At 64.4% G+C, this 15,630-nt stretch carries 17 protein-coding genes and 1 riboswitch; of the genes, 7 read left to right on the forward strand and 10 right to left on the reverse strand.

All coding sequences use genetic code 11. The annotated features are described in order from the left end of the window. Positions 1-30: 30 nt before the first annotated feature. Positions 31-552: a gamma-glutamylcyclotransferase gene (locus FJ964_RS26620; RefSeq protein ID WP_140553298.1), complete on the reverse strand. Its 522-nt coding sequence runs from the start codon at positions 550-552 to the stop codon at positions 31-33. A gap of 138 nt (positions 553-690) precedes the next feature. Here FJ964_RS26620 and FJ964_RS26625 point away from each other — a divergent pair, with 138 nt between their 5' ends. Continuing rightward, positions 691-1,689 (forward strand): DUF2125 domain-containing protein, encoded by a 999-nt coding sequence (locus tag FJ964_RS26625; RefSeq protein ID WP_140553300.1) that lies wholly within the window; start codon positions 691-693, stop codon positions 1,687-1,689. 110 nt (positions 1,690-1,799) lie between these two features. Continuing rightward, positions 1,800-2,729 carry a sugar kinase gene (locus FJ964_RS26630; protein WP_140553301.1) on the forward strand — a complete coding sequence of 310 codons (930 nt, stop codon included), beginning with the start codon at positions 1,800-1,802 and terminating at the stop codon, positions 2,727-2,729. Here the strand turns inward: FJ964_RS26630 and FJ964_RS26635 are convergent. Further along, positions 2,726-3,661 carry a prephenate/arogenate dehydrogenase family protein gene (locus FJ964_RS26635; protein WP_181172631.1) on the reverse strand — a complete coding sequence of 312 codons (936 nt, stop codon included), beginning with the start codon at positions 3,659-3,661 and terminating at the stop codon, positions 2,726-2,728. The genes FJ964_RS26630 and FJ964_RS26635 overlap by 4 nt on opposite strands. Before the next feature lie 6 nt (positions 3,662-3,667). Further along, complete coding sequence (hisC, locus tag FJ964_RS26640; RefSeq protein WP_140553305.1) at positions 3,668-4,777, reverse strand: histidinol-phosphate transaminase; 1,110 nt, start codon at positions 4,775-4,777, stop codon at positions 3,668-3,670. Between the two features lie 135 nt (positions 4,778-4,912). Continuing rightward, positions 4,913-4,990: riboswitch (SAM riboswitch) on the forward strand. Positions 4,991-5,100: 110 nt separating this feature from the next. On the opposite strand from hisC, the gene FJ964_RS26645 reads away from it, so the two are divergent. Further along, entirely contained in the window at positions 5,101-6,270 is a 1,170-nt protein-coding gene (locus tag FJ964_RS26645; protein WP_140553306.1) for a homoserine O-acetyltransferase, read from the forward strand. Positions 6,271-6,328: 58 nt separating this feature from the next. Beyond that, positions 6,329-6,943 carry a methionine biosynthesis protein MetW gene (metW, locus tag FJ964_RS26650; RefSeq protein ID WP_140553308.1) on the forward strand — a complete coding sequence of 205 codons (615 nt, stop codon included), beginning with the start codon at positions 6,329-6,331 and terminating at the stop codon, positions 6,941-6,943. 11 nt (positions 6,944-6,954) lie between these two features. Here the strand turns inward: metW and FJ964_RS26655 are convergent, their stop codons facing one another. The 4 genes from FJ964_RS26655 to FJ964_RS26670 form a co-directional block, all read right to left on the reverse strand. Further along, positions 6,955-7,275, reverse strand: coding sequence for a DUF1330 domain-containing protein (locus tag FJ964_RS26655; RefSeq protein ID WP_140553310.1), 321 nt, complete (start codon positions 7,273-7,275; stop codon positions 6,955-6,957). A gap of 180 nt (positions 7,276-7,455) precedes the next feature. Continuing rightward, positions 7,456-8,259 carry a DUF1194 domain-containing protein gene (locus FJ964_RS26660; RefSeq protein WP_140553311.1) on the reverse strand — a complete coding sequence of 268 codons (804 nt, stop codon included), beginning with the start codon at positions 8,257-8,259 and terminating at the stop codon, positions 7,456-7,458. A gap of 96 nt (positions 8,260-8,355) precedes the next feature. Continuing rightward, a complete protein-coding gene (locus FJ964_RS26665; RefSeq protein ID WP_140553313.1) occupies positions 8,356-10,179 on the reverse strand; it encodes an ABC transporter ATP-binding protein/permease in 1,824 nt (607 codons plus the stop codon). Between the two features lie 137 nt (positions 10,180-10,316). After that, positions 10,317-11,105, reverse strand: coding sequence for a methyltransferase domain-containing protein (locus FJ964_RS26670; protein ID WP_140553315.1), 789 nt, complete (start codon positions 11,103-11,105; stop codon positions 10,317-10,319). A 152-nt stretch (positions 11,106-11,257) separates the two neighbouring features. Here FJ964_RS26670 and gloB point away from each other — a divergent pair, with 152 nt between their 5' ends. Continuing rightward, the gene (gloB, locus tag FJ964_RS26675) at positions 11,258-12,025 is read left to right on the forward strand and encodes a hydroxyacylglutathione hydrolase (protein ID WP_140553316.1); all 768 of its coding nucleotides are present in this window, start codon (positions 11,258-11,260) and stop codon (positions 12,023-12,025) included. Positions 12,026-12,048: 23 nt separating this feature from the next. Then, the gene (locus tag FJ964_RS26680) at positions 12,049-12,489 is read left to right on the forward strand and encodes a cupin domain-containing protein (RefSeq protein ID WP_140553318.1); all 441 of its coding nucleotides are present in this window, start codon (positions 12,049-12,051) and stop codon (positions 12,487-12,489) included. Here the strand turns inward: FJ964_RS26680 and FJ964_RS26685 are convergent. Genes FJ964_RS26685 through FJ964_RS26695 form a run of 3 tightly spaced genes read right to left on the reverse strand, consistent with a single transcriptional unit; the run spans position 12,486 to position 14,923 of the window. Continuing rightward, entirely contained in the window at positions 12,486-13,160 is a 675-nt protein-coding gene (locus FJ964_RS26685; protein ID WP_140553320.1) for a lysoplasmalogenase family protein, read from the reverse strand. The two genes, FJ964_RS26680 and FJ964_RS26685, sit on opposite strands and share 4 nt — an antisense overlap. Continuing rightward, entirely contained in the window at positions 13,157-14,107 is a 951-nt protein-coding gene (locus tag FJ964_RS26690; protein ID WP_140553322.1) for an EamA family transporter, read from the reverse strand. The genes FJ964_RS26685 and FJ964_RS26690 overlap by 4 nt, the downstream gene beginning before the upstream one ends. A 27-nt stretch (positions 14,108-14,134) precedes the next feature. Next, positions 14,135-14,923 carry a DUF3108 domain-containing protein gene (locus FJ964_RS26695; RefSeq protein ID WP_140553323.1) on the reverse strand — a complete coding sequence of 263 codons (789 nt, stop codon included), beginning with the start codon at positions 14,921-14,923 and terminating at the stop codon, positions 14,135-14,137. Between the two features lie 251 nt (positions 14,924-15,174). Here FJ964_RS26695 and rpmB point away from each other — a divergent pair, with 251 nt between their 5' ends. After that, complete coding sequence (gene rpmB / locus FJ964_RS26700; protein ID WP_140500766.1) at positions 15,175-15,471, forward strand: 50S ribosomal protein L28; 297 nt, start codon at positions 15,175-15,177, stop codon at positions 15,469-15,471. Positions 15,472-15,630 lie beyond the last annotated feature (159 nt).

The raw sequence follows: 15,630 nt of genomic DNA on the forward strand, positions 1-15,630 counted from the left end.
CTCACCGGATTTTTCCGCGGAACCAGCGCTTCACAAAGGCGCGATCCGCCTCGCCACGTCTTCCAGCCAGTGGTCGCGAATGCCGAGCGCCCGGAGATGGTCGAGCGTGCTCGACACATAGTCCTCGTTGTTGCCGGACTGGCCGACAGCGCCGCGCACCACATCAGCGGCGTGGGCGGCATCGAGCGCACCGGCATACTGCTCATGGCCGCGGTCGACGATATAGGCCACGGCTTCGACCGTGCCGCCGCCGTCAAGGCGGACATTGAGCATGCGCTCGAGATAGACATTGGTGACCAGCTCGCGCTCCCGCAGATAGGCGACGACCTCGTCCCGCAACTCGCCCGGCACCCGGAAAGCCAGCCCGACGCAGGAGCCCCCGCGGTCAAGGCCGAGTACCAGCCCCGGACGTTCCCGCGTGCCGCGATGGAGGAAGGAATAGACGCACAGCGCGCGACGATAGCCATGCAGGCGCGCCCGCCTTGTCTCGACATGCGCGAACCCCGGCCGCCATATCAACGAACCATAGCCAAACACCCAAAAATCGCCCATATCGCCGTGCCTGATTGCGTAAGAATGGCAACACCACACCGGAATCGGTGTTTTTTCCGTCCATCTCTGTCTACCTATTGTCGTTGCCAGAATCGACAGCCCGCCCACAGCCCCCGATGCGTGAACGAGAACCGCAGCATGACGTCCACTGACGAACGCCAGCCGAAGCATCGCCGCCGCCTGTTCTGGCTTGCAGCGTTTGTCATCGCGCTGTTCGCCATCTACAGCGGCGGCTGGTTCTATCTCGCCGACAGGGTCCGGAGCGAAGCCGACAAGGCGGTCGCCACGCTCAACAAGAGTGGCATCGAGGCCGGCTGCGCCAATCTCCAGGTCAGCGGTTATCCCCTGAGCTTCGCCGTCTCCTGCGACAATCTTGCCTATGAGGACGACGCCAAGAACGTTGCCGCCTCCGCCGGCTCCTTCAACGCCGTCGCCCAGATCATCCAGCCGCTGTCGCCGGTCGCGGACCTGCGCGGTCCGCTCAGGACCTCGGTTCCGGGCATGGTGCCGCTGTGGATCGACTGGGATGATCTGCAGGCCAACGTCAAGCTCTCATGGCCGCTGCCGCGGCGCATTTCGCTCACGGCCGAGGGCCTGTCCGGCCAGACCGATCCGGCCGACGACACCGATCCGGTGCAACTGTTCAGCGCCGGCAGGGCGGCGGGCCAGCTGCAGCCGAACGGCAGGGATATCGACTATATCGGCAGCTTCCGCGATCTGGAGATCGATCCCGATGCGATCGGGGGCCGCGTCCTGCCGCCGCTCGACGCCAGTGGCGAGGCGACGCTGAAGAACGGCTTGGCACTGATCGGCACGCAACTGAAAAGCCTGCGCGGCCAAGCTATCGAGATCCGCAGGCTCGATTTGTCGTCTGGCACGGCGCACGTCGCCGTTTCCGGGCCGCTGTCGGTCGACGCCGAGGGTCTGGTCGATGCCGATCTGATGATCAGACTGAAAGACCCGAAAGCCGTGGCCGCCATTCTCGGCGCCGCCATACCCGAGCAGAAGAACCAGATCGAACAAGGCTTTGCCGCCCTGGCGCTGCTCGGCAACGAACCGTCGATGCCGCTCAAGGTGGTCAAGGGCAAGGCCTCGCTCGGCTTTATCCCGCTGGGCAAGATCAAGCCGGTCGACTAGAGCAATTCCAGGAAAAGTGTGGACGGTTTTCCGTCCGGAATTGCGTCAAAACAAAGAGGTAGAGCAGTTCGCCGTTTCCGTGAAACGGTGAACTGCGCTAAGCATCCCCAATGGACAGACCGGCAAAACTCCTGAGCGTCGGCGCGCTGACGCTCGACACCATTCTTCGCGTCGAAACGCTTCCCGTCCATCAGGGCAAGTTCATGGCCGCCGATGCCGTCCAGATCGCTTCCGGCATGGCCACGAGTGCGGCCTGCGCCGCACGCCGGCTGGGCGCCGAAGTGTGGCTTTGGGCGAGCGCCGGCGATGATCAGGTCGGCGACCATCTGATATCGGGCATCGAGGCGGAGGGCGTCGATTGCAGTCTCGTCCGTCGCGTCGCCGGAGCGCGCTCGGCGCTGGCCGCGATCCTCGTCGACGGCCATGGGGAGCGCATCATCGTGCCTTTCTACGATCAGCGCGCCCAGGCCGATCCCGACGGCTTGCCGGTCGCCGATCTCACCGCTTTCGATGCCGTGCTGGTCGATGTGCGCTGGCCGGGTGCGGCAGCGCTGGCGCTCAGCGCTGCGCGCGCTGCCCGCCGCCCCGGGATTCTCGATGCCGACACCGCGCCATTGGCAGTGCTGGAGCGGCTGTTGCCGCTCGCCTCGCACATCGTCGCCTCCGAACCGGCGGCGCGCATCGTCTGCGGCCAGGCAGCGGACCCGCAGGCCGCATGCGCCTCCCTTGCGTCGCGCACCGGGGCCTTCGTCGCGGTAACCGCAGGCGGCGCTGGAACATGGTGGCATGACAGGCAGGCAGGCTGCGTGCGCCACGTCGCTGCGCCAAAGGTCAAGGTGGTGGATACGCTGGCAGCCGGCGACGTCTTTCATGGTGCCTTCGCCGCGGGGTTGGGGCAAGCCATGCCGATCGAAGAGGCGCTACGCTTTGCCAGCGCGGCCGCGGCACTCAAATGTCAGCGCTTCGGCGGCAGGCTGGGCGCGCCGAACAAGGCCGAGACGCTGGCGATGATGACGGCGACCTGGCCTGAAGAAGCCTAGTTTTTCGCCGGATGTTCGATCGCCTGGCGGCCGAAATCCGGCACGTCGATGTCCTGGCCGGCCTCGATGATCGAGCGGCGCACGGCGCGGGTGCGGGTGAACAGGTCGAACAGCTTGTCGCCGTCGCCCCAGCGGATCGCCCGCTGCAGAAAAGCCAGATCCTCCGAGAACCGCGCCAGCATTTCCAGGATCGCATCCTTGTTGTGCAGGCACACGTCCCGCCACATGGTCGGATCGGAGGCAGCGAGACGCGTGAAGTCGCGGAAACCGGAAGCGGAATATTTGATGACTTCCGTCTTGGTCACCGATTCCAGGTCATCAGCGGTGCCGACGATGTTGTAGGCGATGATGTGCGGCAAATGCGAGACGATGGCCAGCGTCATGTCGTGATGCTGCGGATCCATCGTGTCGATGTTGGCGCCGCAACGGCGCCAGAATTCGGACAGCTTTTCCAGCGCGTCCGTATCCGTGCCCGGCAGCGGCGTGAAAATGCACCAGCGATTGTCGAACAGATCGGCGAAACCGGCATCGGGCCCTGATTTCTCCGTGCCGGCCAGCGGATGGCCGGGAATGAAATGCACGCCGCCGGGTATATGCGGCTGCATCTGTGCGATCACGGAAGCCTTGGTCGAGCCGACATCGGTGACGATGGCGCCTCTCTTCAGCGCCGGCGCGATCTCCTGCGCCACCGCGCCGGACGAGCCGACCGGCACCGAGACGATAACCAGGTCGGCATCGCGGACCGCTTCCTTGGCATCCATGGTGTAGGAGGAGCCCAGCCCAAGCTCTTGCGCCCGCGCCAGCGTTGCGGCACTGCGCGTCGAGATGGCGACATGGCCGGCCAGGCCCTCGCGGCTGATGACCCGTGCCAGCGACGAGCCGATCAGGCCGATGCCGACAAGCGCGATCTTTTCGAACATCGGTGATGCCATGGCGTTCTAGCTTTTCAGGAATGTCGTGAGTTCCGCGACAACGCCGCGATTGGCCTCTTCGGTGCCGACGGTCATGCGCAGCGCGTTGGGAAATCCGTAGCCCGAAACACGCCGCAGTATGTAGCCGCGCTGGGTGAGATAATCGTCCGCCGCCGCGGCCGAATGCTTGCCGTCGTCGGGAAAATGAATGAGGAGGAAATTGCCGACGCTCGGCGTTACCCGCAACCCGAGCCCGGTCATCTGCTCGCTCAGCCAGGCCAGCCAGGTCTCGTTGTGCGCGACGCTGCGCTCGACATGGGCGCGGTCGCGCACGGCGGCGATGCCGGCCTCGATCGCCGTCGCATTGACATTGAACGGGCCGCGTATGCGGTTGATCGCGTCGACGATGTGCATCGGCCCATACATCCATCCGATCCGCGCCCCGCCAAGTCCGATCTTGGAGAAGGTGCGGGTCATGACCACGTTCTGCGAGCTGCCCGCCAGCTCGATGCCGGCCTCGTAGTCGTTGCGCCTGACATATTCGGCATAGGCGGCGTCGAGCACCAGAAGCACGTTCTTCGGCAGGCCGGCATGCAGGCGGCGCACCTCCTGGAACGGCACGTAAGTGCCGGTCGGATTGTTGGGATTGGCGAGGAACACGATCTTCGTACGTGGCGTTACGGCCGCCAGGATCGCATCGATGTCGGCGCGCTCCTCGGTCTCCTTGACCGCGACCGGCGTCGCACCCGCCGACTGGATGTAGATCTTGTAGACCATGAAGGCATGTTCGGTGAATATGGCCTCGTCACCGGGCGCGAGATAGGTCTGCGCCAGCAGGCCGAGGATCTCGTCGGAGCCGTTGGAACAGATGATGTTCTGTGCGTTGAGACCATGCACCTCGGCGATTGCCTCGCGCAGGCGCCGGGCGGTGCCGTCGGGATAGACGTCGAGCTTGGCGGCGACCTCGCGGGCGGCCTCGATTGCCTTCGGCGAGGGGCCGAGCGGGTTCTCGTTCGACGACAGCTTGTGGACCTTGTCCACCCCGGCGGGGGCCGCGCTCTTGCCCGGCACATAGGCCTGGATGTCCATAATGCCCGCGCGCGGGGTTGGACGTGCCTTGTCCGGGGTCTGGCTCATGTCGCAAAAATCCGTCGAGAACACTTCCATCTGAAGCCGCTGCGGAAATACAAGCCATGGCCCGCAATGTCGAGAGGTGGCAGTGGTGCCAGCAGGCGGCATTGACGGCGAGGCAGGTGAGTTCTAGAAGGGCAGCAACAGTTCCGTGGTGATTTGGCCGGTCGGCTTGCAGCCACGTTAAACAATTCGCTAAAGGGCCGTTTGCGTGACGTAACCGGCTTTGCGAAGGCATTGCCGGTTTTTTATTGTCCGCGGCCGGCCGGACACAGTGTCGGCCCGTATTCGGTTTCCGACAGACACGTCGTGCGATGTAAGAGGATGCGATGGCCGCTCAGCGCGCTGGCAGAACCAACAACGAGGCAGACCAACCGTCGAGCCCGGTCGTGCGCTTCGGCGCCGACAAGCCGCTCAAGCTCGACGCCGGCACGCTGCTGTCGCCGTTTCAGATCGCCTACCAGGCCTATGGCACGCTGAACGACGCCCGTTCCAACGCCATTCTCGTATGCCACGCATTGACCGGCGACCAGCATGTCGCCAGCACCAATCCGGTGACCGGCAAGCCGGGCTGGTGGGAAGTGTTGATCGGCCCCGGCAAGATCATCGACACAAACCGCTTCTTCGTCATCTGCTCAAACGTGATCGGCGGCTGCCTCGGTTCCACCGGTCCGGCCTCCACCAATCCCGCTACCGGCAAGCCCTATGGGCTCGACCTTCCGGTCATCACCATCCGCGACATGGTGCGTGCCCAGCAGATGCTGATCGACCATTTCGGCATCGAAAAACTGTTTTGCGTGCTCGGCGGGTCGATGGGCGGCATGCAGGTGCTGCAATGGGCGTCGAGCTATCCGGAACGTGTTTTCTCGGCGCTGCCGATTGCCACCGGCGCGCGGCATTCCTCGCAGAACATCGCTTTCCACGAGGTTGGCCGGCAGGCCGTGATGGCCGACCCAGAATGGCATGGCGGCAAGTATTTCGACCACGGCAAACGCCCGGAAAAGGGGCTCGCCGTGGCGCGCATGGCCGCCCACATCACCTACCTGTCGGAAGCAGCCTTGCACCGGAAGTTCGGCCGCAACCTGCAGGACCGCGAAGCTCTGACCTTCGGCTTCGACGCCGACTTCCAGATCGAGAGCTATCTGCGTCACCAGGGCATGACGTTCGTCGACCGTTTCGACGCCAATTCCTATCTCTACATGACACGGTCCATGGATTATTTCGACCTCGCCGCCGATCACGGCGGCAGGCTGGCTGACGCTTTTGCGGGCACCAAGACCCGCTTTTGCCTGGTGTCGTTCACCTCGGACTGGCTGTTTCCGACCGAGGAGAGCCGCTCGATCGTCCATGCGCTGAATGCCGCCGGCGCGTCGGTGTCCTTCGTCGAGATCGAGACCGATCGCGGGCACGACGCCTTCCTGCTCGACGAGCCGGAACTGTTCGCCGCCATCAACGGCTTCATCGGCTCGGCCGCGCGAGCGAGAGGGCTCGGCGCATGATCCCGCAGAATTGCAGACCTGTCGGTCACGGATCACGCGCCACGACAAGGGGCAAGCCATGAGCGTCAACCGCGCCCAACGCGTCGATCTCGAGGTCATCGCCGGTCTGATCCCGCCGCAATCGCGGGTGCTGGACGTCGGTTCCGGCGATGGCTCGCTGCTCGAGCTTTTGCAGGAGACCAAGCAGATCGACGGCCGCGGACTGGAACTGTCGCAGCGCGGTGTCAACGAATGCGTGGCGCGCGGCCTCTCCGTCGTCCAGGGCGACGCCGACAAGGATCTTGAATTCTATCCCGACAAGGGTTTCGACTTCGTCGTCCTGTCGCAGACCTTGCAGGCGACCCGCAACCCGAAGCTCGTTCTCGACGAACTGCTCAGGATCGGCGAACACGCCATCGTGTCCTTCCCCAATTTCGGCCACTGGCGGGTGCGCCTGTCGCTGTTCGTCAAAGGCCGCATGCCGGTGACCAAGGACCTGCCCTATTCCTGGTACGACACGCCAAACATCCATTTCTGCACCATCCGCGACTTCGTCAATTTGTGCGAGGAGCTTGGCGCGAGCGTGGAAAGGGCAACCGCGCTCGACGCCAACGGCCAGAAGATCGGCCTGTCGATGCCGTGGTGGTTCTGGAATTTCTTCGGCCAGCAAGCGGTGTTCTTGTTGAAGCGATAAGGCACGCCGCTTCATTCCAGGACATCCGTGGCCTTGTGTGGATGTTCGACGCCGTCGACGAACACCACATCGGCGGTCGAATTGTCCGTCCGCAGCGGCAGTATCGCCTGATAGGCAGCTGAATCATACCAGCGGCGCGCACGCTGTTTGTCCGGAAATTCGATGATGATGAGATGCCCCGGCCAGTCATTCTCGATCATCTCCACATCGCCGCCATGGACCAGGAACCGGCCGCCGAAAGGTTCCAGCGTGGCATCGATCTTCTGCAGGTATTCGACAATCTGCGGGCCCATCTTGACCCGGCGCATGTGAGCGACGGCATAAGCGGTCATGGCGTAACTCCCTTCGGTTCGAGGCCGACGACCGGCCGCGCAAGGCAATCTGCCCAACCATCGGCCAGGATGCGATTACCTCCGAGGTCATCGAATAGCTGCGACCCGAGGCAGGCAACGCTGTCTTCGGCTTGGCCTTGAAGACAGGTCTGGGCTTCGTCCGCCGGATGCTTCAGATGCTCATCGGTCAAGTTCCGGGAAATAGGGATCCGACAGAAACCGCCTGTCCCGCTCCCCAAGCAGGCAGTCGACCGGCGGGTCGGCGTCGACGCGGGTGATTGCGGGCCTGTCCCGAATGCCACTTACTTCGAGGATCAGCTTACGCCGGATCGCCGTCGAAAATTCGGCGGCTGTATAAATCGGCAGCACGAAGGAGCCCGGCCCGCCGGTTACGCACTGGGCGTAGTACCGGTCGAGATGGCTGAAGGTGGGCGATGGATTGATCAGGATCGGCAGGCCGTTGATGACGATGCCTCTGGCGTTTGCCGCATCCCGCGTGGCGGTGACGGGCGGCCCGATATTGTTTGGTCCGTCACCGGAAATATCGATGACGCTGCGTTCGCTTTCGAAAGCGGTGCGGTCGAAAAGCCCCGCGCCGAAGGCGAGCGCGCCGGAGATCGACGTGCCGCGGAAGCTGCGGAACGGACGGGCCGCGATCTTGTCGGCAAAAGCGTTGGCGCTCTCAGCGCCGTCGATGACCTGCCAGCCGATGAGCGCGTCGTCGCGCACGGTACCGGCCCATTCGAAATAGGTGAGCGCGATGCGACCAGCGTTCCCGGCGCGGACCGCCTTGATGAAGTCGGGATGACGCAGCGCCTCCACATAGCCGGCGCGCTGCAGGGCGAACTCCTTCTCGTCCATCGACAATGAGATGTCGACCGCCAGCACCAGTTCGACGTCAACGGCCAGACTATCCGGCGCGGGCGCAGTCATGGCGGCCTCGGTGCAGGCCAGGCAGGCAAGCAGGCTGAGAGCATCAAGCATGGCCGGCTCAAGCGATGTTTCCGCTGCGATCTTCCCTCGCGATCACGGCGAAATAAAGCTGCCGCATGGCGTGGCGCGGGCCAGCCCCGAGAGGTGCTATTTCTTGCGGCGAGGAGCTGCCGGCGGCGGCTCGATCGCGCCCGCCCTTATGCGTGCGGGCTTCAGGGTCGGCATGCCGGACGCCTTCACGATGGTCAGTGCGCGCGGGAAGAACTGACTGTCGTGCTGGCCGCGCCCGATATTGAGGATCGTCGCCCCGGCCAGCCGCTTCTCCAGCATCGACAGCACCCGCCGCAGCGTCGGCCCGTCGAAGGCATCGAGAGCCTCATCGATGATCACCCATTTCGGGTGCCGCAGCACGAGCCGAGCGAAAGCCAGCAGGCGCAGTTCGTCGTCGGCCAGTTCATGCTCCCAGCGCGCGCTACGGTCGAGCGACGACGACAGGCGCTCCAGGCCGATCTCGGCCAGCACGGCCGAAATATCGGCATCGCTTGCCGGCGCAACCCCGTCGACGCGGTCGAGCACTTCTCGCAGCGTGGCGGTCGGGAAGTAGGGCGTGCGCGGCACGAAGATGGGCATCTCTCCCGCCGGCATGCCGATGCGCCCGCTCCCCCACGGCCACAGGCCGGCAATGGCGCGAAAGAACAGCGTCTTGCCCGCGCCCGGCTCGCCGGTGAGCAGGACGCGTTCGCCGGCGTGGATCTCGACATGCTGTTCGGCGAGCCTCGTGCGCCCCTCGGGCGAGGCCACTTCGAGTTTCTCGAAGGTCAGCTTGCGGTTTGCATTCTCGCCGAATTCGATGCGCTTTTCCTGGTCGTGCAGCACATCGGTCTCATCCAGCGCAATGCGGAAATCGGCGACGCGCATCAGCGTCGCGCGCCAATCGGCGATGCTGCCGATATTATTGATGAACCAGCGCAATGAGGAATGGACCTGATTGAAGGCGCCGACCGCCATCATCAGCCCGCCGAAACTGATATCGCCCGCGAAATAGACCGGCGAAGCGACCAGAATGGGAGCCACCACGGTGATCCAGCCATAGGTGTCTGTCACCCAGGCGAGATTGATCTGGGCGCTGTAGATGCGCCGCATGGCCCCGAGCACGGTGCCGAGATCGATTTCCAGCCGCCGCCTGGCGTCGGGCTCGCTGCGGGCGAGCGCGATGGCATCGATGTTCTCGTTGACGCGCACCATCGAGGAACGCAGCTCCGCCTCGCGTGTGTAACGGTCGCTGTTGAGGCGGATCAGAGGCCGTCCGACCAGCCAGCTCAGCCAGGAAGCCGTTCCGGCATAGAGGATGGCCGCCCACACCATGTAGCCCGGTATGGCGAGCGACGTTCCGCCGATATGGAAGACGAAGCCCGAGGACAGCTCCCACAACACGCCGACGAAGGAGGCGAGCAGGATTAAGGATTGCAGCAGGCCAACCCCAAGATCCGTCGACAGGTCGGAAAGATGGCTCGCATCCTGCTGCATGCGCTGGTCGGGATTGACGCCGATGGCGCCCGCATGCGCCAGGCGAAAGGCGCGCGCCGGCCGCATCCATCCATCGATCAGATCGAGCGTCAGCGCCTCGCGCAGCTTCAGCCGGATCGTCTGATTGAGCCAGGTCTGGCCGACATTGAGCACAAGAAGCCCACCGGCGATGGCGGCAAAAATGGCGAGCTGGTGCAGGAAGGCCTGCATGTCGCGGCGTGCAAGCGCATCGTAGAAAGGCTGGTTCCAGCGGTTGAGCAGAACCTGGCCGATCGAGGTCGCGACAATGACGGCAACCATCCCGATGGAAGCCCAGCGTAGCCCTTTGCGGACCGGCGATCCGGCAAGCGCCAGCTTGATCGTCGCCACCTGGTCACGCAGGCTCGAGGCTTCGACCGCCGCGATAGGCCGGGCAGAGGCATCATTGTCCGGTTGATCGGCCATGAACTGAAGTCCTTGCATTCAGAGGCGGCGCTGAAACCGGCGGGAGAGCAGTGACGGCATCGGTCCTCAGCCAGGCTGCGGGCCCGTCAGCGACAGATAGGTCGCGAAATGCCGTCTGGCGCAAATTTCCAGCATGATCACGAAGGTGTCATTCGCGAACCCGGCGATGTCGCGGCCCCGGTCTCTATCCGCCGGCCGAGCCGCGTTGCTGCATGCGGCGAAAGCACCGGCACGAAAACCCGTCGGGAAGCGCGCTGGGCGGCCGGCACGCCCTGATAGAGCCGCTTCTGCGCCTCGACCACGATGACGCCGGAAAAGATCGGCCACAGCCGCCGGCCGGCACGCTCCAGCATATTGTGGAAGCGCATCATGAAACGCCGCCGCGATGGCGGAAAGAACAGGGCGTCGGACCAGGCGGCGGGCGTGAAATTCGCCTCGCGCAGCAATTCGGTGAGCTGACCGCGCGAGAAGGGCCTGCCATTGCCGAACGGCGTGTGCTCGAACCGCGCCCAGACGCCGCGCCGGTTGGGCACGACGATGACCACCCGGCCGGCCGGCGACAGCACGCGCCAGATCTCGTTCAGCGTTTCGCGGGGGTTTTCGACATGTTCGAGCGAATGCACGAGCAGCATGCGGTCGATGCAGGAATCGACCAGCGGCAGTTCCTCGTCGAAAACCAGGGCCGTCGCGGTCGGCCCCGTCGCCGGCCAGACCACGGCGCCCTGCGTCGCCGGCATGAAGGCGAACACCCGCTCGGCGTCGCTGCCGAACCGTTCCAGCCACGGCAAGGTGTAGCCGAGCCCCACCAGCCGCTCATTGGGGACGGTGGCCCATATCGATGACAAGGCCATGGTGATCGAATGCTCGGCGAAGCGACCAAGCGCTGTCGAATAGAAGGAGCGGAGATCGACGATGTCGGAATGCATGTCAGGGATGTAGCCGCGATATCGGCGGGTTTCAACAAAAGGCCGTGAGGTCCCAAGATCCCGGATGTCGAATGACATCCTGACATCAGTCATCTTCGGGATGACATCTGCGCGTCGGCGTCCTATGTCTGCGGCGAAGATGGAGAGATGCGATGGCGGTCGAAATCGAACAGTTCATGTGCCGCAGCGACAATTTCGGCGTGCTGGTGCATGACCCCAAAAGCGGTCAGACCGCGCTTATCGATGCGCCGGAAGAGGCGGCGATCCTGGCCGCGGTCAAGCGCACCGGCTGGACGCCGACTGTTATCCTGACCACGCATCACCATGTCGACCATGTCGAGGCCAATCTGGCGCTGAAGCAGCGGTTCAAGCTGCGCATCGTCGGTCCCGAAGCGGAAAAGGCCAGGATCCCCGGCATTGACGACACGGTCGAGGACGGTTCGGTCCTGCATCTCGGCGAAGAACGTATCGAAGTGATCGCCACCCCCGGCCACACCGCCGGCCACGTCTCCTATCACCTGCCGGCATCGAAAGTGACGTTCACCGCCGACACGCTGTTCGCGCTCGGTTGCGGGCGGCTGTTCGAATGCAAGCCGCCGGTGATGTTTGGATCCCTGAAGAAGCTCGCTGCACTGCCTGCCGCGACCGTGGTCTATTGCGGGCACGAATACACGCTCGCCAACGCCCGTTTCGCGCTGAGCGTCGACCCGACCAATTCGGCATTGAAGGAACGCGCGGCAAAAATTGAAGCGTTGCGCGCCGATAACAAGCCGACGCTGCCGACCACGATCGGCGACGAATTGTCGACCAACCCTTTCCTGCGCTGGCACGATCCGGCAATCCGCAGGCATCTCGGCATGGAGGAGGCGTCGGACGTCGAGGTTTTTGCCGAGATCCGCAAGCGCAAGGATAATTTCTAGGCCAAGCGACACTGGTCGAAACCATGACGAGTTCCGCAGGAATCATCGCCCTCCTTGGCATGAAGCCGCACCCGGAAGGCGGCTGGTACACGGAAACCTTTCGCGACGGTGGCGGCGGGGCCCGAGGCCACTCGACGGCGATCTATTTTCTGCTGGAGCAGGGCCAGGTTTCCGCCTGGCATCGGGTCAGGGATGCCGCCGAGGCGTGGCACTTCTACGCCGGCGCGCCGCTGGCGTTGTCGATATGGGAAGAAGGCGGCCCAAGGGCTAACCGGGTGATCGAGCAGGTGCTCGGCATCGAGTTCGCCGCCGGCGAGCGGCCGCAAATCGTCGTGCCGGCGGGCTGGTGGCAATCGGCACGCAGCCTGGGCGAGTGGACACTGGTCGGCTGCACGGTGGCGCCGGGCTTCGACTTTGCGGCGTTTGAACTGGCGGAGCCCGGCTGGCGGCCAAAACAGCCTTAACGCAGCAGGAAACCAAGCGTGATCGCGAGTTGGGCGGTGTAGTAGAGCACCCAGACCGCCAAACGCATCCAGGCGCGATGCGGCGAAATGGCGGCCGCCAGGAACCGTTCCGTGGCCAGCAGCGCGTCTGAGGCCATGAACAGAATGGCGCCGCCGATAACAGCGGCACTGCTCGTCGTCAGCGCCGAAATGCCCATGGCGAGGATGGCCGCGACATAGCCCGCGACCGGGGCCCGCAGGGCCGGGCCGATGCGGCGCCACAGCGCCGCCAGCATGAGGATCACGAACACCGCCATGACAAGTGTGATTGCCGCGCGCCAGGGTTCGGCCGCCAGCACTCCCATCCCCTCGCCGCTGCGCAGGAACAGCACGACATAGACGATATGCGCGGCGAGAAAGCTGCCCAGCCCGCCCAGAAACATCTTTTCGCCATCGCGCGACAGGAAGGCGTCGCCGATGGCGCTCAGTGCAAGGGCGGCGACCAGCAGCAGCGGCCCGCCCTGCATCGCCGCCAGCACGGCAAGCATGGCGACAGCGAGGGTTTTTGCCGCCGAACGGGCGAGCGTCGGCGCCATGCCTGATGTGAAGGCGTAGACGACCGCCGCCACCAGCGAAAAGATCAGCGTCGCATTGGCGTTGCCGTCGATGCCGCCTGGAAACGGCATCGTCATGCCCGGGCTCCGCCTTCGGATGCCCCGGCTCCGCCTTCGGATGCCCCGGCTCCGCTTTCGGATGCCCGGGCTCCGCCTTCGGTGGGCTTGCGCACGAGCAGCGACTTTGCCGCAAGTGCGGCCCCGCTGGTGATGAGCACGCAGGCCGCGACAATGCGCAGCGACGGCTCGGCGACGCCGGCCGCGATCAACACCAGCGTCGACAGGAGCGGCGCGGCATAGCTTGCCGCGCCCAGCACCTGGATGTTGCCGCGCTTGACCCCGACGTCCCAGGCATAGAAGGCTGCCCCGACCGGCATCACGCCGAGACCGAGCACGGCAAGCCACTGCCCGGCACTCGCGGGCAGCACCGTTTCTTCCAGCGCCAGATGGCAAGCAAGCGACAGCAGCGCGGTCGCCGCGCAGAACCAGGTGACGATGCTGGTCGGCACCGAAGGGAAACGCCGCGACAGGAGCGAATAGGACGACCACAGCACGGCGCAGACGGCAGCCATGGCGTAGCCGAAGGCATAGCGCGCGTCGAAGGCGAGGCCGCCGCCCTTGGTGACGATGAGCACGGTGCCGGCAAGGCCGAGCAGCGCGCCCACGATATGGTTCCAGGCCAGCCGCTCGCCCGGCATCAGTGCCGAGCCGAGCACGATCAGCAGCGGCCACAGATAGGCGATCAGGCTCGCCTCCACCGCCGGCGCGTTGCGCAGAGCGGTGAAGTAGAAGAAATGATATCCGAAGAGGCCGGCAATGCCGATCACCCAAACCTGGCGAGGTATCTTCTGGCTTTTATCAGCGGCCGGCATGAAAAGGCGCGCGAAAAGCCCGACCCCGGTGCCGATCGAGAAGGTGATCGCCGACAAGAGGAACGGCGGCACCTTGCCGGATGCGTCCGTAAGCAACGCCAGCAGTGCCCACATGGCGACGGCCGAAAAGCCGATCAGTGTCGCGCGCCCCATTCTGTCTCCAGCGGCGCGCGTGGCGCCTTATTGTATTGCTTCGAACCGCCTGGCGCTGATCGTCAAGGTGCCGATCTGCGTCCCGACCGTCGCGCGGATCGGCGCATATACCCCGGTTTGGCCAAGCGGTGCAAACGTCACCATCATCCGGCTTTTGTTCTTGAGGTAGTTGAGCGCCTTGCGGCCCTTGCGGTAGCCCGCCACCGGCTCGAAACCCATCCGGCAGGTGACCGTGTCGCCCTTGTAGCCGGGCACCGAGATAGACCCTTTCGAAGCGTAGCTCAGCGTCAGGTCGGCGCGCATCTCGCCGTCATAGAGCCTCACCGTGCGGCCGCAGACCTTGTCGAGGCTGTCGGCATGGATGACGGTCGCCGCCATCGGATCGAGCACCGATGCCAGGTCGCCGGCGCCGAGCGGCACCCAACTGTCGGGATCGCGCTTTTCCGGCGCGGGAACGACCGTCGTCGAGGTGACGTTGCCATTGGCAAAACGGATGTCGATCGCGGAGGCTTTCTTGCCGGAAGTGTAGTCCGCGCGGAACGCCTGCGGCACCATCTTCTGGCCCGAGATCGTACCCTTGGACGAGATCGTGCCGCGCGTATCGTCGAACAGCTTGGCCAGACCAGCCGCGGAAACGCTGCCGTCGATCGAATAGACGCCGTTCTCATAATGGCTGGAAAAGCTTGATTTCGCGATAGAAAGGCCGAGAAACGACACTGTGTATTCGCCCCTGAAGGACTGCGGCGAGGCGGCTGTCGCAGGCGACGGCGAGGCGACGGCCAGCGCGGCGGCAAGGGCATGGGGCAAGCGAAGCATGGCGCGATCGGGTCCTTGATTTCAGCCGGAGGCGGACAACTCCGGTCTGGCATGTCCCTATGGAACCGCTTATACGACGAATTCCGGCCTTAATGTGAAATGCCGATGGGCCAGGCTGGAGCTTGACGCATTGGCGAAATGCAACTATGGAACGCCAACTTTTTCCATAAGGCCGCTTGACCAGAACCGCGCGCCACCCGGCGTGGGCACGAAGGTTTGGCAGGTCCCCGAAAGAACTGAAGGTTAGAACCATGTCCCGCACCTGCGAACTCACTGCCAAGGCAGTCCAGACCGGCAACAATGTGAGCCACGCCAACAACAAGACCAAGCGTCGCTTCCTGCCGAACCTCGTCAACGTGACGCTGATTTCGGAAGCGCTGAACCAGAATGTGCGCCTGCGCATCTCTGCCAACGCGCTGCGTTCGGTCGAGCATCGTGGCGGTCTCGATGCCTTCCTGGCCAAGGCTGACGTCAAGGAGCTGTCGCAGCGCGCGCGCCTCTTGAAGAAGCAGATCGCCAAGAAGCTCGCCGAGCAGGCTGCCGCGTAAACTGTCTTTCAGGCGGGGGACGACCGCCCTGGCCAACCTCTTATTGGCCTTGAGCATCGGATCGCCGTCCGCAAGGCGGTTTCGGAAATCCGGTGCTCGAACAAAGCGAGCGCGATCCGGTTTCGACATGACGCTCCGCTGGTTCCATTACCCAGGATA

It is taken from the genome of Mesorhizobium sp. B2-3-2, from assembly GCF_006442295.1.
Lineage (GTDB): Bacteria > Pseudomonadota > Alphaproteobacteria > Rhizobiales > Rhizobiaceae > Mesorhizobium.